At 62.9% G+C, this 16,782-nt stretch carries 15 protein-coding genes and 2 pseudogenes; 3 read left to right on the plus strand and 14 right to left on the minus strand.

What is annotated here, in order from left to right; genetic code table 11:
• Window positions 1-78: 78 nt before the first annotated feature.
• The 6 genes and pseudogenes from ACVIJ6_RS32510 to ACVIJ6_RS32535 all read right to left on the minus strand — a co-directional run bounded on the left by ACVIJ6_RS32510 (window position 79) and on the right by ACVIJ6_RS32535 (window position 4,139).
• Window positions 79-1,018 (minus strand): IS630 family transposase gene (locus tag ACVIJ6_RS32510; RefSeq protein ID WP_456771600.1). Its coding sequence is split into 2 segments (ribosomal slippage): window positions 79-681 and window positions 683-1,018, totalling 939 coding nucleotides; the frame shifts between segments, so codons are not numbered across the junction.
• A gap of 34 nt (window positions 1,019-1,052) precedes the next feature.
• Window positions 1,053-1,304 (minus strand): annotated as a pseudogene (locus ACVIJ6_RS32515) (SDR family oxidoreductase); the annotation flags it as partial.
• Between the two features lie 159 nt (window positions 1,305-1,463).
• Window positions 1,464-2,165 (minus strand): VIT1/CCC1 transporter family protein, encoded by a 702-nt coding sequence (locus tag ACVIJ6_RS32520; RefSeq protein WP_456776058.1) that lies wholly within the window; start codon window positions 2,163-2,165, stop codon window positions 1,464-1,466.
• On the minus strand, window positions 2,162-2,566 hold the full coding sequence (locus tag ACVIJ6_RS32525; RefSeq protein WP_456776059.1) for an OsmC family protein: 405 nt from the start codon (window positions 2,564-2,566) through the stop codon (window positions 2,162-2,164). The genes ACVIJ6_RS32520 and ACVIJ6_RS32525 overlap by 4 nt, the downstream gene beginning before the upstream one ends.
• Window positions 2,567-2,710: 144 nt before the next feature.
• A complete protein-coding gene (locus ACVIJ6_RS32530) occupies window positions 2,711-3,277 on the minus strand; it encodes a cytochrome b (protein ID WP_456776060.1) in 567 nt (188 codons plus the stop codon).
• Between the two features lie 409 nt (window positions 3,278-3,686).
• A complete protein-coding gene (locus ACVIJ6_RS32535) occupies window positions 3,687-4,139 on the minus strand; it encodes a hypothetical protein (protein ID WP_456776061.1) in 453 nt (150 codons plus the stop codon).
• A 447-nt stretch (window positions 4,140-4,586) separates the two neighbouring features.
• Here ACVIJ6_RS32535 and ACVIJ6_RS32540 point away from each other — a divergent pair, with 447 nt between their 5' ends.
• Window positions 4,587-5,828, plus strand: a complete 1,242-nt coding sequence (locus ACVIJ6_RS32540) for an APC family permease (protein WP_456776062.1) — start codon at window positions 4,587-4,589, stop codon at window positions 5,826-5,828.
• Window positions 5,829-5,963: 135 nt separating this feature from the next.
• On the opposite strand, the pseudogene ACVIJ6_RS32545 reads toward ACVIJ6_RS32540, so the two are convergent.
• The 3 genes and pseudogenes from ACVIJ6_RS32545 to ACVIJ6_RS32555 all read right to left on the minus strand — a co-directional run bounded on the left by ACVIJ6_RS32545 (window position 5,964) and on the right by ACVIJ6_RS32555 (window position 7,518).
• Window positions 5,964-6,875 (minus strand): annotated as a pseudogene (locus tag ACVIJ6_RS32545) (DUF1259 domain-containing protein).
• 15 nt (window positions 6,876-6,890) lie between these two features.
• Window positions 6,891-7,127 carry a hypothetical protein gene (locus ACVIJ6_RS32550; RefSeq protein WP_456777134.1) on the minus strand — a complete coding sequence of 79 codons (237 nt, stop codon included), beginning with the start codon at window positions 7,125-7,127 and terminating at the stop codon, window positions 6,891-6,893.
• Window positions 7,128-7,227: 100 nt separating this feature from the next.
• Window positions 7,228-7,518, minus strand: coding sequence for a hypothetical protein (locus ACVIJ6_RS32555; protein ID WP_456776063.1), 291 nt, complete (start codon window positions 7,516-7,518; stop codon window positions 7,228-7,230).
• Between the two features lie 258 nt (window positions 7,519-7,776).
• Between ACVIJ6_RS32555 and ACVIJ6_RS32560 the strand changes: the two genes are divergently transcribed.
• The gene (locus ACVIJ6_RS32560) at window positions 7,777-8,055 is read left to right on the plus strand and encodes a metal/formaldehyde-sensitive transcriptional repressor (protein ID WP_456776064.1); all 279 of its coding nucleotides are present in this window, start codon (window positions 7,777-7,779) and stop codon (window positions 8,053-8,055) included.
• A gap of 4 nt (window positions 8,056-8,059) precedes the next feature.
• Window positions 8,060-9,124, plus strand: a complete 1,065-nt coding sequence (locus ACVIJ6_RS32565) for a HoxN/HupN/NixA family nickel/cobalt transporter (RefSeq protein ID WP_456776065.1) — start codon at window positions 8,060-8,062, stop codon at window positions 9,122-9,124.
• A 529-nt stretch (window positions 9,125-9,653) separates the two neighbouring features.
• Here the strand turns inward: ACVIJ6_RS32565 and ACVIJ6_RS32570 are convergent.
• The 5 genes from ACVIJ6_RS32570 to ACVIJ6_RS32590 all read right to left on the minus strand — a co-directional run bounded on the left by ACVIJ6_RS32570 (window position 9,654) and on the right by ACVIJ6_RS32590 (window position 16,782).
• Entirely contained in the window at window positions 9,654-12,845 is a 3,192-nt protein-coding gene (locus ACVIJ6_RS32570; protein WP_456776066.1) for an efflux RND transporter permease subunit, read from the minus strand.
• Window positions 12,842-14,275, minus strand: coding sequence for an efflux RND transporter periplasmic adaptor subunit (locus ACVIJ6_RS32575; RefSeq protein WP_456776067.1), 1,434 nt, complete (start codon window positions 14,273-14,275; stop codon window positions 12,842-12,844). Before ACVIJ6_RS32575 ends, ACVIJ6_RS32570 begins: the two co-directional genes overlap by 4 nt.
• A gap of 82 nt (window positions 14,276-14,357) precedes the next feature.
• Window positions 14,358-14,750, minus strand: coding sequence for a FixH family protein (locus ACVIJ6_RS32580; RefSeq protein WP_456776068.1), 393 nt, complete (start codon window positions 14,748-14,750; stop codon window positions 14,358-14,360).
• A gap of 96 nt (window positions 14,751-14,846) precedes the next feature.
• Window positions 14,847-15,215, minus strand: a complete 369-nt coding sequence (locus ACVIJ6_RS32585) for a hypothetical protein (RefSeq protein ID WP_456776069.1) — start codon at window positions 15,213-15,215, stop codon at window positions 14,847-14,849.
• Window positions 15,216-15,516: 301 nt separating this feature from the next.
• Window positions 15,517-16,782, minus strand: a complete 1,266-nt coding sequence (locus ACVIJ6_RS32590) for a YbfB/YjiJ family MFS transporter (protein ID WP_456776070.1) — start codon at window positions 16,780-16,782, stop codon at window positions 15,517-15,519.

Consider the following 16,782-nt stretch of genomic DNA (forward strand, 5'->3'; position numbering starts at 1 on the left):
TATCTGCAGGCGAATGCAGACCAGCACGTCGTCCTTCATCTCAGCGACTTCGACGGTCATGACTAAAGCGAGATGAGATTAAGTTCGATATCCTGAGTTTTTGAGGTAGTTGGCACACTCTTCTGCGGAGAAGGCGTCGAGGGCAACAGCAATTGCGGCGCAAACCGTGTCGACGGTTCGCGCCGCGGCTTTGCGTAGAAGGTGCTTGAGCTTGGCAAAGACCTGTTCGATTGGGTTCAGGTCGGGCGAGTATTTGGGCAAGAAGAAGATCCTGGCTCCTACCGAGCGGATCAATTGGCGGACGGCTTTGCTTTTGTGGCTGCCGAGGTTGTCCAAGATCACGATATCGCCCGGATGAAGGGTCGGCAAAAGAACGTGCTCTACATAGGTGCGAAAGCTTTCGCCGTTGATCGGCCCTTCAATGAACCATGGTGCATCAATGCGGTCGTGGCGCAGTGCCGCCAGAAAGGTCATTGTTTTCCACCGTCCGTGAGGGACTTTGGCGGTCAGCCTGCTGCCACGCGGGCTCCATCCTCGCAACGGCGCCATGTCTGTCCTGGTCCAGGTTTCGTCGATAAAGACAAGGCGCGTGGCGTCGATGCGATCTTGATATTTCCTCCATTGCTCTCGTCGCCGCGCCACGTCAGGACGATCGCGTTCGCCAGCCTCCACGCTTTTTTTTGAAGCTGAGCTTCTCGGCATGAACGAATTCCCAGACCGAACGGTAGTCGACTTTCAACCCGCGTTCGGCGAGCTCGGCCACCAGCCCTCTTAAGGTGAAGTCGCTCGCTCTGATTCGCTGTTGCAGCCACGTGGCATGCTCACCCGAGATCGCCTTGGGCTTATGGCCGCCCATCTGGCCAGGTTCGATGCTGCCTGTCTCCTTCTCAAGCCTGGCCCAATTGATCGCTGTGCTGATCGCGACCCCAAACTGCTTGGCCGCCTTATTGCGAGACATCCCGCCCTTGATCGCGGCGACAACCCGCTTTCGAAGGTCCAGAGAATATGGTGCGCCCATCCGTGCTGGCCTCCTTCCCAGCCAACACGGTGAATCAGAAACACGCTGATTTGGGAATCCCAAATCGATTCAGGCTATTCTCATCCCGCTTTAGGCGGCGCATCGGATGCCCCTGCGCAAAACGGTCCCAGATCGCAGGATCCGGGGTGCCGGCCAGGGTCATCGGCGTCTTGACGAAGCTCGGACCGACGGCACTACAGCGCGCGTTCAGGGAGCCATAATCGAAGGCGACCGACTTTGTCAGCCCGATGACGCCATGCTTGGAGGTGATATAGTCGGGCAAATTCGCTCGGCGAGCACGCCTGCCCGCTGCCCTCGATGCGGGCGCGTGGACAAGGGCGCATCATCGACCTGAGCAGCGCGCTTCGGTTCTTGCCGGCTTCGTATCCGGCGCACGATGCCGGAAGCAAGTTCGCTCTCGAAGGCTATTTAGAGTCGCTCGATTTCAAACGACGGCCCCAAACAGCTTTCCGATGCCTGCGGTGAGACCGAGAGCGAAAGCCCCCCAGAACGTCACGCGAACAGTGGCGCGCGGAATGTTCGCCCCACCCGCCTTTGCGCCGATCGCACCCAGCACCGCGAGGAAGGCGAGAGACGCCGCGGACACGATCGGGACCAGCGCGTTGACGGGCGACAGGATGACCATCAGCAAGGGCATGGCGGCCCCCACCGAAAACATCATGGCCGAGGTCAGGGCAGCCTGGATCGGCCGCGCTGCGGTGATCTCGGATATTCCAAATTCATCGCGCGCATGAGCTGTCAGTGCGTCTTTCGCCATCAACTGCTCGGTCACCTCCCGCGCAAGGGATTGCCCGACGCCCCGCCTGACGTAGATGTCGGCAAGCTCATCGCGCTCAAATGCCGGGTTGTCGCTGAGTTCCTTGCGCTCTCGTGCAAGATCGGCCTGCTCCGTGTCCGACTGCGAACTGACCGAGACATATTCTCCGGCGGCCATCGACATCGCTCCAGCGACTAGCCCCGCGACGCCCGCGATCAGAACGTCGTTTCGTGTCGCTGCTGCCGCGGCAACACCGACGATCAAGCTTGCGGTCGAAATGATGCCGTCATTGGCGCCCAGAACGGCCGCCCTGAGCCATCCGATCCGTGCTACCAAGTGGCTTTCCGGGTGGAGGTGAAGGCGGCTCATCCCTTTCTCCTGATCACGCCCTGCAACTTCGTCGCGGCCGCCACGGTATTGGATATCGTCCCATACTTCCGGACATTCTGATGGAGTAATTCGAGCCGGCGGTCATCTTCGTCGGTGTCGATGATCAGCTCATAGTCAATCGACGCCATCATCGGCGGGCTGTCCTGCCGAACGCCGATCAGCCGCACTTCGACGCTGCGCATATGGAACTTGAGTATCGGCGTGACACGTTCGATTCCCTTGATCATGCAGGCAGCCACCGCAGCAAGCAGAAGCTCCGCAGGGTTGAATGCATCCCGCCGTCCCATGACATCCGTATCGAGCACCACGGTCGCATCCTTGCAGTCTGCGACGCTTTCATGCGCATCGATCCGTCTGGCGCTGACGCGATACTCCAGCATTGGCGAGTCTCCCGATCGGGTTTGCCTGGGGATTGTCAATCCGGACCACGAGCGGAGCGATCGGTCAGATCGCGGCCTTTAGGTCACGCCGGCTGAACTGTCCGGCGCGACTCGTCATCCCCCGCAGGCGCGTCGCTCCTCCAGTCAAGTGTCCGAATGAGGCAGCATGCGAAGGAGCGTCCGATCGCGGAAGATCCAGTGATGGATCAGCGCTGCAGCCGCATGCATTGCGGCCACGATGACCAGGGCATGGGCGAGAATTTCATGCACTTCCTTGACGTTGTGAGCAAACGCGCGATCCCTGGCCCAAGGCGAGGCGATCTCGGCGATGCCAAGCAGCGGCAAGGCATCACCGCGCGCAAACTGCAACACAATGCCAACGACAGGCACGGCAAAAAGCAGCGCATAAAGGACGTGGTGCGCGAAACGCGCGGCCGGATCCTGCCACTTTCCCATCCATGACGCGAATTCGCTCGCCTCGGGCGGTGGAGATGGATCGGCCAGCCGCCAAGCCAGGCGCACCACCAGAAGCGCGAGGACCGCGATCCCGGCTGTCACGTGGACGAACAGGCCGGACTCCCGCGGCGCGCCCTTGGGCAGCACATCACCAAACACGCCAATGACCCAGGCAACGGCCACGAGAAGAACCGTGAGCCAATGCAGAGTCTGAGGAATCGCTCCATACTTCCGCGTCGAATTGAAGAGCTGCATCTCGATATCCTCTCGACACAATGTAGTTCGGGCGCGGTCATACCTCGTTGACTTGGATCAAGTCCTTGCAAGCCTGCGCTGCTTCGCGCTCCACTCGGACTTCGCAGCTCCGGCATCAATCGAAGCCGTGACATCGCGTTGAAGGAAATCCTGCGCTCCCGCCATCGCAGTCGAGCATGCCAACGGCGCGCATCACCGGGACAGCGCGGTGTGCGGGACGTTACCTTCAACGGGGAGCGTCGCTTGCTGTATGTTCCACACCCGCCGGGAACGGCGTCAAGTCGCTGTCGCCACCGCGCTCTCGGGTGACTGTTGACTATCGTATGCTTTCAACTCAACCGTTGCGGACGACAGGCGGCGGTACAAATCGCGTCTACGGGCGAGCGGTAGCCAATCATACAGGAATATCTCAAGAGGCCGCCAATTCGCTACCCACCCGAGGATCAGGAAACTCTCCTCGACCAAGCGCCTGAACGGCGCTATCAATCAGATCCTTGCCGGCGAAATGCGCCGAGACGAGACAGATGATCAGAATCGTGATTCCGATCGCCAGAGACCGCCGACCGACCCGGAACAGTTCCTTGATCTCGCGCTGAACGGTCAAGGCGTGTTCGGAAAAATAGCGATTGAACGCCTCGCTGAGCTCCGACGCCGCGCTTGTCTGGATCTCGGACTCAGGAGCATGAACTACAATTTTTATCGATCGATCCCCGGGTAATTCGCGGGCCCAACCGACGATGAACTCTTCTGCTTCCTTGTCGAGATCGCGCTCCCGGAACGGGAATGGATCCAGTGTGTGAAACAGCTGCGCGACCCTATGGACACGCAATTCGATCAAATGGCCGCAGGCGCCGTCTGTCATGCTCGATCCGGTTTGAGATCGCTTTAGCCAACTCAGGCGATCCGTTACCATTCAAGCTGCCGCGGTTCTTGCGCTGGCTCAACATGCGACCGCACCTATGATGATATTGGCAAGTGCTTACGTTTCGGCACTGCTCCGCTCGCTCGTTATGCAGTGCCCTGGCCAGCTTGCCGCATCGGGGCTGTCCTCGCGGTTCGCCTCACTGCCAGATCTCGTCTCTATCCGTTCGTAGACAACATTCTCACGGACGTCTTCATTTTTGTTCACGTCGTCTCGGGCTTGATCCTGGTTGCTTTCGCGGCAGTGGCTGGTGCATTTTACGGCCCAGCCATCGGCTGAGAGCAAGATCACTCGACGCAAGCCTTCCTCGATCGACTTGCAGTTGAGACCGTTTTGCCCTGAACACATGCGGGCTGCACGTGTCATTCCAAGCGAGGAGAACGTCGAATGTCTATCGAGGCTACTGGCTCGCCGGCCGAGTCGCAGCGCCTGTTGCGGTCACTGTCGCTGACCCATGCGGTGCTTTATGGCCTTGGCGTCACCATCGGCGCAGGCATCTACGTCCTGGTCGGGATCGCCGCGGCACGCAGTGGTATGCATGCGCCACTTGCCTTCATCGGTGCAGCCCTTGTGATGGCGTTCAGTGCAGCATCATTTGCCGAACTGGGAACGCGCATGCCGGTCAGCGCCAGCGAGGCCGCCTATGTGCAGGCCGCTTTTGGTCGCGAATGGCTCAGCCTCGGGGTCGGGCTTCTGGTGGTCGCGACGGCAACAATCTCCGCCGCGACCATCAGTGTTGGTAGCTCGGGCTATGTTGCCGTGTTTCTTCCGATTTCGGCTCCGTGGATCATTTCGGGAGTCGTTCTTGCGATGGGCGTCGTGGCGTGCCTCGCCACGGCCCAATCCGTCACCTTCGCCGGGATCATGACGGTTGTCGAGGTGGGCGGTCTCGTGCTGATCATTGGCAGTGGCCTCGGTCACGGGACGGATGTTGTCACCCGCCTGCCGGAAATGTGGCCGCCGGCGCGTGATACGGGGGCCTGGGTTGGATTGGGCGGAACGGCCCTCATCGCAGTCTTTTCCTTCATCGGCTTCGAGCACGTGGTCAACATTGCGGAGGAAATGAAGGAGCCGAGTCGTACCCTCCCCCGTGCGCTGTTCCTGACCCTCGGTTTGACCGCGCTGATCTACGCGCTGGTTGTGTGGATCGCCGTGACGGCGGTACCTCCGCAGGAACTCGCGCGCTCATCGGCACCGCTTGCGCTGGTCTTCGAGCGACTGACAGGCCTGCCGCTCGTCACCATGAGCGCAATCGCCATTGTGGCCACGCTCAACGGCATCATTGTGCACATGATCATGATCGGTCGCGTGATCTATGGTCTCGCGGATCAAGGCAGTTTGCCAAAGGTTCTTGCGCGGTTGAATTCGGTCACGCAGACGCCGCTTCTCGCGACGGCGTTCGGCATCGGAGCGATCCTCGTACTCTCACTGGCCGTTCCGCTTGGTGGCCTTGCAGACCTCACGGCACGCTTTACCCTTGTTGTTTTCGCAATCGTGAATATCGCGCTGATCCGAATCAAAAGCAGACAAGAGCCGCCGCCGTCTGGGGCGTTCATTTGCCCGATGTGGGTGCCCTTCTTCGGCCTCGCCTCAAGCCTCCTGCTTCTCATCGTCGATCTTGTGGGGTGAAGAAGGCTTGCTGATTTCGATGTCTCCTGCTCTGCGCCCGCTACAGTGTAAGCACGGGAGGCTCACAAACCGGCCCGCGCAGTGCGGAGAGCACCACGCGACTTAGGCTGCAGCGGGCAGGCCGGCCGTTTTTGGCTAGCTCTTCGTGCTGGCAGTCCTGTCGAGGGCCGCGCGGAGGCCTTCCGCGAGCTTGACGGCACCGTCGTTCGCCCAGAAGTGCATGAAGAAGAGCCGCGGCTGTTCGTCGAGCATGTGACTGTGCAAGGCGGTCACCTCGATGCCGTGAGCCCGCAACGCCACGATCACGGGGTTGACCTCGTCGCCAGTCAGAACGAAGTCTCCGGTAATTGCCGCCTTGCCTGCTCCGGTCGGCTGGAAATTGATTCCAATCGCGACGCCCATCGCGCCGACTGGCGTCAGCGGAGTGCCATCTTACGTGATCGCATCACGTCGCTTCACGCTGTACTGGTAGACCCCTCCGTTGGCCTGCCCTTTGACGCCGATGATCTGGTCGAGCTTCGCCGCATCGAGGTCCACTGCAGGCGACGGCCCCGTCGGTGCCGGGACCATCAATGGCGTCTTGCTTTCGGCCAGCGCGTCGTGGATGGCCAAGGCCAGTCTGACAGGTTCTCCATGACCGGCGACGTGCATGTAGAAGGTCGCAGGGTTCGCCCGCAGCAAGTGATTATGCACGGCGGTGATCTCGAGACCGCTCGCGACCATTCTGGCCATGATGGGATTGATCTCGGTCTCGAGGAGCACAAGGTCTCCCATGACCATGGCACCGCCATGCGCGGGCTTGAATGCGATCCAGCCGCCGAGCGCCAGTGCCGGCTTGATCGCCACTCCGTCCAACGTCACCGCGAGATCCGTGCGCGGAAAGCTGTAGCGGTGAACATCGTCAGAGATGGCGGGGTTACGGCCGAGCGTCTCGTCGACCTTTTGCCAGTCGATGTCTTGCGCATGAGCCGCTGGGGCGAGCCATTCCGAAGCCGGCGACAGAACGCAGGCGCCGATGCCGATCAGGGCCAGGATTGCTTTTCTCATCGCGCTGCTCCTTCCTCAGTCCTGCTGTTCTTTGATCCGGCCGCTGCTATCGACGACGAGCCGCACTTCCTTGCCGCTCTTCATCGCCTTCGCGGTGGTGCCTTCCGCGGTGGACTTGATGTCCCTGACTTGCGAATAGCCGGCTGCCTGAATATTTGCGACGAGTTCTTCCTGGGTCAGCGCATGGGCAGGTGACAGCCCCGCCATGAGCGCCAGCAAGGCTGCGACTTGAGAGATATTCGATATCCGCATCATCGTTCTCCTGGTTGTCCTGCCCCAGGTGAAGTCAGTCGTCATGCCGCTTCTTGATGAGGTCTCGTGTGCAGCGAGAACCAGATCGACAGATTCAGGATCACACCGGCGACGATGACCGCCGGGAGCAGATGAAGCGGCCGGAAGTCGCTTCCGCCCTGCCGAGACCTTCGAGCATCTGCCGGGGAGCCACCCAACGATGGCATTCGGCGGCCTGGCGGGCGACGCAGGTGAGTACCGCATAAGCCCCCACCGCCATCTTGAAGTCATCGTCGACAAGCGTCGGCGCGGCCGACGCACCTATCAGTCGTGACGATTTGTCGGTTAAATTCGAACTGGATAATGATGACATGCGGCGTCCTTGGTGATCCAGGACGCGATACTTGGGCATGTCGCCTCGCGGGGAGATCGCACATCCCCGGACCACAAATAAGACTCCTGAAGCCGGAGCTGTCAACCCGCTCGCGCTTCAGACGTCACGCTGAAGGATCACGAAGACTTCACCACTCGGGAACCGTCCATCTCGCCGCCAAGGCGCAGGCCGGCGTCAATGGGAGCGGAACTGTCTCGCTTGGCCGGCCTGCGCGCCTGAGACACGCGCCATCGCGCTCACCTTGACCAATATAGGGTACCCCCCTATCTTATGGGGATGTCGCATGCCATCAAGCACAAGTCGAAGCTCCTGGCGCGGGTGAAGCGCATCAAGGGGCAACTGGACGCGGTCGAGCGTGCATTGGAGGCCGAGCTCGGCTGCACGGACGTCCTGATGCTGGTCGCATCGGTCCGGGGCGCCGTCGGCGGGCTCACCACCGAATTGATCGAGGACCACATTCGCCATCACGTCGTGGATCCGGACCGCGAAAAGGATCCGGAAAAGGCCAAGGGTGCGGCCGACCTGATCGATGTCGTCAGAACCTATTTGAAGTGAATTCATGACCGATCTGTCGCAACTGCTGCAGCAGAGCAGTGCTCACGCATGGCTCTTCGTTCCGAGCGCGATCCTTCTCGGCGCGCTGCATGGTCTCGAGCCCGGCCATTCCAAGACCATGATGGCCGCTTTCATCGTTGCGATCCGTGGCACGGTCTTCCAGGCCGTTCTTCTTGGACTGTCGGCGACGATCTCGCACACGGCGGTGGTATGGGCGGTCGCCCTTCTCGGCCTCTATTTCGGCCACGATCTCTCCGGAGAGCGCAGCGAAGCCTACCTCCAGATCGCGTCTGCACTCATCATCCTCGGGGTCGCCGCGTGGATGGTCTGGCGCACCTGGCGCGGGACGACCGAGGAGCACGGCCACGATCATCACCACGACGAACCGCAGGTCGTCTCGCTCGCGGGCAGGACGCTTTCGATCGCGGTGTTCGAGACCGGCGTTCCGCCGCGCTGGCGGATTTCCAGCGACGCAGGTGGCCTCCCCTCCGCCTCGGACATCGGGGTAACGACAGTCCGTGCCGATGGCAGCGAACAGAGCTTCGCGTTCGTCGACCGCGACGGATATTTGGAGAGCACCGAGGAGATTCCGGAACCGCACGCCTTCGAGGTGCGCATCGCGTTCGCGGGCGATGTCGCCGAAATTCGTTTCGAGGAGCCCGATCGCGACCACATGGACCTCGGGGAACAGGATGACGCGCACGCTCGCGCTCATGCCGCCGACATCCAAAGGCGCTTCGTCGGACGCACCGTCACCACACCGCAGATCGTCCTGTTTGGTCTCACTGGCGGCCTGATCCCGTGCCCGGCGGCCATTACAGTTCTTCTGCTCTGCATTCAGTTGAAGCAGTTCAGCCTCGGCTTCGTGCTGGTTCTCTGCTTTGGCCTCGGCCTCGCCATCACCATGGTATCGGCCGGCGTCGTTGCCGCTCTCGGTATTCGGCACGTCGAACGCCATTGGAGCGGCTTCAGCCGCTTCGCACATCGCGCGCCCTACGTCTCGGCAGCCTTGATCGCCCTGGTCGGGCTCTACACCGGCTGGATCGGCCTGCATGAGTTTGTTTCGTGATGTCCGCGGCCGATGCTGACGTCCAGCTCAGCAATTGGGTCGGCGCCGTTCCCTTCAACGCCTGCGCTCCCGTCGCCGCAGAGGCCTCAGCTCGGTATCAGCCCCGGACTCAGGTCTTTTCAGTTTTGGAACCAATTGCTTGCAGCGGTTTTTTGACAAAAGATCGGAACGGATTCCCGGCTCGTGACTCATTCCATCGCAACTCAGATGGGGTGACGACCTCGTGCCGCGTTTCAACTATTTCGCCCGAGAAGCCGCAGCGACGCTCCTGAGGATGGCAAAGACGACAACAGATCCGGCCGTGGCGTCCGGCTTGATCCAGCGTGCGGCCGATCTCAAGGAACGCACGGAGGAGCTCCCGGCTGTCCTCGAGGTCGATGCAATGGCCGAACAGTCGCCGAAGCCTCTCACAAAGAAGCAGAGCTAGCTCGGCTGGCCCCGACCCATGGCTCATCAGCGACCTCGGAGACCATGCGCTCTTCAGTGAACGAGGCCGGTAAACCGGACATCAGGCGAGCAGGCGCTTTGCCTACTCGGCCGCTTGCGGAACGTGCGCCGGTCTCGCGTTTTGGCCAGGACGTCCATCGAGGGCGACGTCGCCTGCGCGACCAGGCGGAAGGCCCCTGCCCTTCACCAGGCCGAAGATCGCCGGGATGACGATCAACGTCAGCAGCGTCGACGAGATCATGCCGCCGATCATCGGCACCGCGATGCGCTGCATGATCTCGGAGCCCGTGCCGGTGCTCCACAGGATCGGCAGCAGGCCTGCCATGATGGCGACCACCGTCATCATCTTGGGACGCACGCGCTCGACAGCACCCACCATGATCGCCGCATGGAGATCCTGCCGGGTGAGCGCGCGGCTCTCGGCGGCTCGCGACGCCCTGACCTCGGCCAGCGCGTGATCAAGATAGATCAGCATCACCACGCCGGTCTCGGCGGCGACGCCTGCGAGCGCGATGAATCCGACAGCGACGGCAACCGAAAGGTTGAAGCCGAGCCACCACATCATCCAGATGCCGCCCACCAGCGCGAACGGCAACGAGAGCATGACGATCATCGTCTCCGTCAGAGCCCTGAAATTGAGGTACAGGAGCAGGAAGATGATTGTCAGCGTCACGGGCACGACGATCTTCAGGCGGGCCGCGGCGCGCTGCAGATATTCGTACTGACCGCTCCAGACCACGTAATATCCGGCCGGAAACTGGATGCTTTCCGTCACGGCGCGCTGCGCTGCGGCGACGTAGCTCCCGATGTCCCGGTCCCTGATGTCGACGTAGATGTAGGTGGCAAGCTGCCCGTTCTCGGTGCGGATGGAAGTCGGTCCGCGCGCCGGCTCGACCGGCGCCACCTCTCCCAGCGGCACGGCGCCGCCTGCGGGCATCGGCACCAGAATGTCGCTGGCGATAGCCTTGGGATTGTCACGGAGATCGCGAGGGTAGCGCATGTTGACTGTGAACCGCTGCCGGCCTTCGACCGTCGTGGTCACCGTCTGGCCTCCCAACGCGGCAGCGATCGTGTCCTGAACGTCCTGAATCAGGATGCCGTAGCGGGCGAGCGCCTCGCGGTCGGGCGAGATCTCCAGATAGTAGCCGCCGATGCCGCGCTCGGCGTAGGCGGACGACGTCCCGGGGACCGTCTTGATGACACGCTCGATCTGTCTGGCCAGCCTGTCGATCTCGACCAGGTCCGTGCCCATCACCTTCACGCCGATCGGCGTCCGGATGCCGGTCGAGAGCATGTCGATGCGCGCCTTGATCGGCATGGTCCAGGCGTTCGACACACCCGGAAACTGCAATGCCTTGTCCATCTCCGCGATCAACCCGTCGACGGTCAGGCCGGAGCGCCACTGCTCCTTCGGCTTCAAATTGACCACGGTTTCGAACATCTCAGTCGGAGCCGGATCGGTCGCGGTCGCTGCTCGTCCCGCCTTGCCATAGACCGAGGCGACCTCCGGGAACGACTTGATGATCCGGTCCTGCGTCTGCATCAGTTCGGCCGCCTTCGTGACCGAGATGCCCGGCAACGTCGTCGGCATATACAGCAGCGTGCCCTCGTTCAGCGATGGCATGAACTCGGTCCCGAGCTGGCGGGCCGGCCAGATTGAGATGGCCAGCACGGCCAGCGAGGCCAGGATGACCAGCGTCTTCGCCCGTAGCACACCCTTGATGACCGGCCGATAGATCCAGATCAGGAAGCGGTTGATGGGGTTGCGGTGCTCTGGAACGATCCTGCCACGAACGAAGATGATCATCAGCGCGGGCACAAGGGTCACCGACAACCAAGCGGCTGCAGCCATCGAGAACGTCTTGGTGAACGCGAGCGGGCTGAACAGACGCCCCTCCTGCGACTCCAGCGTGAAGATCGGCATAAACGATACGGTGATGATGAGCAGACTGAAGAACAGCGCCGGCCCGACCTCCGAGGCCGCATCGATCAGCACCTGGACGCGCGACTGACCGGGCTTGGCCCGCTCCAGATGCTTGTGGGCGTTCTCGATCATGACGATGGCCGCATCCACCATGGCGCCGATCGCGATCGCGATGCCGCCGAGGCTCATGATGTTGGAGCCGAGGCCCAGCAGCTTCATCGCGCCGAACGCCATCAGCACGCCGACCGGCAGCATCAGGATGGCGACGAGCGCGCTGCGGATGTGCAGTAGAAAGACCACGCAGACCACCGCCACGACGAGGCTTTCCTCGAGCAGGGTGTGCTTCAAGGTGTCGATCGCGGCGTAGATCAGGTTGGAGCGGTCGTAGACCGGCACGACCTCCACCGAACTCGGCAAGCTGCTGGCGATCTCCTTGAACCGCGCCTTGACGTTCTCGATGACGTCGAGCGCGTTGACGCCGAAACGCTGCAGCACGATGCCGCTGGCGACCTCCCCCTCACCGTTCAGCTCGGCGATGCCGCGCCGTTCGTCGGGCCCGAGCTCCACGCTGGCAACGTCGCGCAACAGCACAGGCGTACCGCCGGAGGTCTTCAGGACGACGTTGCCGAGATCGTTGATGCTCTTGAGGTAGCCCTTGCCGCGGATGACGTATTCGAACTCGGAGAGTTCCACGGTCCGACCGCCGACGTCGGCGTTCGAAGCGCGGATCGCGTCCCGGATCTTCTGCATGCTGATACCGCGGTCGCGCATCCGCTGCGGATCGAGGATCACGTTGTACTGCTTGACGAAGCCGCCGATGCTGGCGACCTCGGCGACGCCGCCCGCCTTGGCCAGCGCGAATTTCAGATTCCAGTCCTGGATCGTGCGCGTGTCGGCCAGGTTCAGCTCCTTGGACATCACAGCGTACTGGTAGACCCAGCCGACACCGGTGGCGTCGGGACCGATCGTCGGTGTGACGCCGGCAGGCAAGCGCGAGCTGGCGCTGTTCAGGAACTCCATGACGCGCGAACGCGCCCAGTAGATGTCGGTGCCGTCCTCGAAGATTACATAGACGAAGGACACGCCGAAGAACGAGAATCCGCGCACCACCTTCGACCTCGGCACCGTCAGCATGGCGGTGGTCAGGGGATAGGTGACCTGATCCTCGATCACCTGCGGTGCCTGGCCGGGGTACTCGGTATAGACGATCACTTGCGTATCGGAGAGATCCGGGATGGCGTCGAGCGGAAGATGGACCAGTGCGTAGAGTCCAGCGGCCGCCGCGAAGCCGGTGCCGAACAGGACGAGCAGCAGGTTGCGCGCCGACCACGAGATGATGCGGGCGATCATTTGTGCTCTCCATGGGCATGTCCACCCGCGGCATCCGATGATTGGTTCGCGTCGGCGAAGCCCTTCAGGGCGGCTTTGAGGTTGCTTTCTGCATCGATCAGGAAGTTCGCGGAGGTGACGACCGTCTCACCTTCCTTGAGACCGTCACGAATTTCGATGTAGCCGCCGCCCCGGCGTCCAAGCTTCACGTCCCGCGGCTCGAACTTGCCTTCGCCTTTGTCGACGAGAACGGCCTGCCGAGCACCGGTGTCGAGCACCGCACTATCCGGCACCGTAACGACCGGAGATGCATCGGCGGTATTGATTTCGGCATCGACATACATGTCCGGCAGCAAGGCCACGTCCGGATTGGAAAGCTCGATCCGAACGCGAGCGGTGCGCGTGTCCCGGTTCACCTGCGGATAGATCACGGCGATCTTTCCGGAGAAGGTCCGGCCTGCGAAGCTGCGTGCCCGGATCAAGACGGGTTGTCCAACCGCGACGGTGCCGAGGTCGCGCTCGGCGACATCGACCAGCGCCCAGACCAGCGAGATGTCCGCGATCCGGAACAGCACGTCGCCAGGGTTGGCACGCATGCCCTCGATCGCGTTGCGTTCGAGCACGATTCCGTCGCGCGGCGCCGTCCATTGCACGGTCACGGGCGCGACATGGGACTTCTCCATGGCGGTGATCACGGGCTCCGGAACGTCCAGATTGGTCAAGCGCTGGCGCGAACCGCGGCCGTAGGACTCCACGCCTCCCACGATTTTCGAATTGATCGTGGCGAGGTATTCCGCCGCGGCGGCCGCAATTGCCGAACTGTAGATCTCCATCAGCGGCTGACCGGCCTTCACGCGCGTGCCGGTCGTGACATCCGCAACCTTCTGAACGAAGCTCTCCGAGCGCATCGCGATCACCGAGATCCGCCGCTCGTCGAGCTGGATCGTGCCCGGCGCCTTCACCACCACGCTGATGCTACGCCGTTCGGCGGGCTCGGATTTCACGCCGGTGCGCTGGATCTTGCCCGGCGAAAGCTTCACCGTGCCGTCGTCGGTGTCATCGCCGTCGTAAACGGGGACGTAGTCCATCCCCATGGGATCCTTTTTCGGCACCGCCGAGGTGTCCGGCAGTCCCATGGGATTGCGGTAGTACAGGATCTTTCGCGAGGCATTCGCCTGCTGCTGCAACTTCGACTTCGGCGGCTCGGCCGCGGACTCGTCATCGTAGACCGGCAAGTAATCGCGCCCTTGCGCATCCTTCTTCGGCACCGCCGACCAGGCCGGAGCTCCACCGGGATCCCGATAGTAAAGTGGACTTCCCTCTGCGGCAGCCGCTGGAGAAGTTAGGTCGGCGTGTGCAGGCCAGGGCCCGCCGTTCAGAGACCAGGAGCCGACCAGAGCCAAGGCCCCGCCCAGCGCCAGGGCCGTCGTCAGGAGACGCAGCGTCTTCATGGCGTGTTCCGCGCGCGATCAAGCGCGTCCATGTGATCGTGAATTGGGGATGCCGGGGCGCCGCCGAGCGGCGCCCCAGCGCTCACTTGGTCGCCTTGACGATGACCTTGCCGGTGACCGTCTCCGGCTCGCCCTGCACCTTCGCCGACAGCGTCACCTGATAGCGGCCGGCCATCGGCAGGTCGGTCTTGAAGGCGTAGACGCCCGGCTCTTTCGAGGGCAGCGGAGAAACGGGCGACTCCATGTCGGCCATGCCGTCGGGCGCCATGTCGACGCGGGTCTTGAAGATGACCGCATCCGGCACCGGCTTGCCGGTCTGTCTGTTCAACAAACGAACGGCGAGCGTGACGTCGTCGCCTTTCTTCATCTCCGAATTGACAGGCTCGAAGGCGAAGTCGCCGGCGCCGGCCATGGCGGCCGAAGCGGCAAGCGAAAGGGTGGCGGCCAAAGCCGCGGTCGTGAGCTTGGAAAGCATTGTTCTGCCCTCATGAATTGATCTCGACCGTGGCGCTGCAGGCGCACACGTCCGCTTCTTCGCGAGCAAGCGTGCTGCTCGACGGAGTCTGCGAAATCAGATTCGTGGAGGTCGGAACGGAGGACTGGTCCCGCGCAAATCGGCGACCTGGTCCGAAGGAATGGCGATCTTGCTCGCCGCGACGGCAGATGGGCCAAACGCGATCGGTCGAACGTCGCCAAAAGCGACCGCGCCGCCGATACAGCAGACGCCCATTCCACACTTGTGGCCGTCGGCGTGGGAGGTCTTTCCGTCCATGTCGTCCGGACAGCACTCATCCATCGACATGTCGCCGGGGCCGGCCATCGTCATGTTCGCCTTCATGCCACCCGACGGCATTGCATGCGCGGCGGCCGACGCGCCAAGCGGCACCGTCGCCAGCGAGATGGCGATCACGAATGCCAGCATGGTACGGACAAGCCGCATGGAGACGCTTTTACCTTTCGGGCCGCAACGAACCTTTGAATATCATATTTCGCGTCCTGGCGCAGTCATTGATCCGGGTCAAGCATTCGTGACCACCGCTGGGCCGCTTGTCTGTCCAGCCGAGGCGCTGTGGCCACCATCCGGAGACCGCGATTCAGCCAGATCATCGCGCGCTCGTCTCCATGCGACCGCAAGACATTTCGCCGCAGAACAATCACTACGTTGACGACGACATTGGCCCTCCCTGCCCAAGTCCGTACAAGTCTCGCCGATGGACGGGCGACGCGTGGCGGATTCGCTCTCAGGATGATGCTCGGCTGCGCGTGAGCCCAAGCGCGAGATCAATGGCCAGCGCCAGCGCCACGGCGGCGCCGCCGAGGCCGAACAGGACCAGATCATCGCCGCCGGTACGGGCGTAGAGCCAGGAGAAGGCGTAGGCGGCGGCCGCCTGGAACAGAGCGAAGCTGGTGGTGGCGTGGCTCCAGGTCGCGCGTTGCTGCTCGGCGCCGCGGGGAACGAGCTCATGGATGCGGCCGAGCGCCAGCGGCACGATGCCGGGCGTGAAGGCGCCGATCACCACGCTCGACACGATCAACGACACCGGCGCCGTGCTGACAATCGGCAGCAGCACCGCGGCGGCTTCGACCAGGAAGGCCGCGCGCAGCGCCGGACCGAAGCCGGACCTGTCACCGAGATGGCCGGTCAGCAGCGGACCGACGATCGCGCCGAGGCCATAGAGAACCCAGTAATGCGAGCCTGCGGCGATGCCCTGGCCTAGTCCGCGCGCCACGAAATCGACGACGAAGACCATGTGCGGCACCAGGGCCACGGCATTGAGGCCGTATTGAACCAGCAGCGCACGGGCGGCGGCCGGAAGCCGGCGGCGCCTGGCGTGATGCGGCGCGGGCGCAGCAGCTGCCACAGTCTCGGCAGGCCAGCTCCACCAGCTCGCCAAGGTCAGCACCGCCGAGAGGACGCCGAGACCATACCAGCTCTGCTGCAGGCCCTGGTGCAGCAGCAGCGGCACCAGCGTGCCCGAAGCGGCGACGCCAAGCCCGACGCCGGCGAAGATCACGCCGCCGACGATCCCGCGCCGGGCCGGCGACGTGTGCGGCAGGACGACGGAAGCCGCCAGCACCATGATGATTCCGCCGCAGACGCCGGCCAGGAAACGCCAGGCGAAGAACCAGATGAAGGAGGCCGGCGCCGCGCTCGCAAAGAACGAGAGCGTGGCGAGCAGCATCATCGCCTGGAGCGTGCGAACGGCGCCGATGCGGCGCGCTACCACGCGCGCCCCGAGCGCGCCCGCGAGATAGCCGGCCAGATTCGCCGCGCTGAGATAGACGACGTCAGAGGCACTGAACCATTTTGCCGCGATCAAAGCCGGGATCAGCGGGGTGTAGGAAAAGCGGGCAAGACCCAGCCCTACCAGGGATGCAGCGAGACCCGCGGCGGCATATCGCCAGGTCTGCAGTCGATCGATCGGTTGCGACGTTGTTGGCGCAGATGACTCCGGCCGCTGCGGCGGCCGGATCTGCTGTGTGTGACTTGCGTGTAGCTCGCGCAT

This window comes from Bradyrhizobium sp. USDA 4369, assembly GCF_054056435.1.

What these genes read in the sequence shown, in the direction of transcription:
- ACVIJ6_RS32565 (WP_456776065.1), top strand. Translation starts at nt 8,060, where the DNA reads ATGACCGATCTGTCGCAACTGCTGCAGCAGAGCAGTGCTCACGCATGG.
- ACVIJ6_RS32575 (WP_456776067.1), bottom strand. Translation starts at nt 14,275, where the DNA reads ATGAAGACGCTGCGTCTCCTGACGACGGCCCTGGCGCTGGGCGGGGCC.
- ACVIJ6_RS32520 (WP_456776058.1), bottom strand. Translation starts at nt 2,165, where the DNA reads ATGAGCCGCCTTCACCTCCACCCGGAAAGCCACTTGGTAGCACGGATC.
- ACVIJ6_RS32570 (WP_456776066.1), bottom strand. Translation starts at nt 12,845, where the DNA reads ATGATCGCCCGCATCATCTCGTGGTCGGCGCGCAACCTGCTGCTCGTC.
- ACVIJ6_RS32525 (WP_456776059.1), bottom strand. Translation starts at nt 2,566, where the DNA reads ATGCTGGAGTATCGCGTCAGCGCCAGACGGATCGATGCGCATGAAAGC.
- ACVIJ6_RS32585 (WP_456776069.1), bottom strand. Translation starts at nt 15,215, where the DNA reads ATGCGGCTTGTCCGTACCATGCTGGCATTCGTGATCGCCATCTCGCTG.
- ACVIJ6_RS32560 (WP_456776064.1), top strand. Translation starts at nt 7,777, where the DNA reads ATGTCGCATGCCATCAAGCACAAGTCGAAGCTCCTGGCGCGGGTGAAG.
- ACVIJ6_RS32530 (WP_456776060.1), bottom strand. Translation starts at nt 3,277, where the DNA reads ATGCAGCTCTTCAATTCGACGCGGAAGTATGGAGCGATTCCTCAGACT.
- ACVIJ6_RS32540 (WP_456776062.1), top strand. Translation starts at nt 4,587, where the DNA reads ATGTCTATCGAGGCTACTGGCTCGCCGGCCGAGTCGCAGCGCCTGTTG.
- ACVIJ6_RS32555 (WP_456776063.1), bottom strand. Translation starts at nt 7,518, where the DNA reads ATGCCCAAGTATCGCGTCCTGGATCACCAAGGACGCCGCATGTCATCA.
- ACVIJ6_RS32535 (WP_456776061.1), bottom strand. Translation starts at nt 4,139, where the DNA reads ATGACAGACGGCGCCTGCGGCCATTTGATCGAATTGCGTGTCCATAGG.
- ACVIJ6_RS32590 (WP_456776070.1), bottom strand. Translation starts at nt 16,782, where the DNA reads ATGCGCGAGCTACACGCAAGTCACACACAGCAGATCCGGCCGCCGCAG.
- ACVIJ6_RS32550 (WP_456777134.1), bottom strand. Translation starts at nt 7,127, where the DNA reads ATGCGGATATCGAATATCTCTCAAGTCGCAGCCTTGCTGGCGCTCATG.
- ACVIJ6_RS32580 (WP_456776068.1), bottom strand. Translation starts at nt 14,750, where the DNA reads ATGCTTTCCAAGCTCACGACCGCGGCTTTGGCCGCCACCCTTTCGCTT.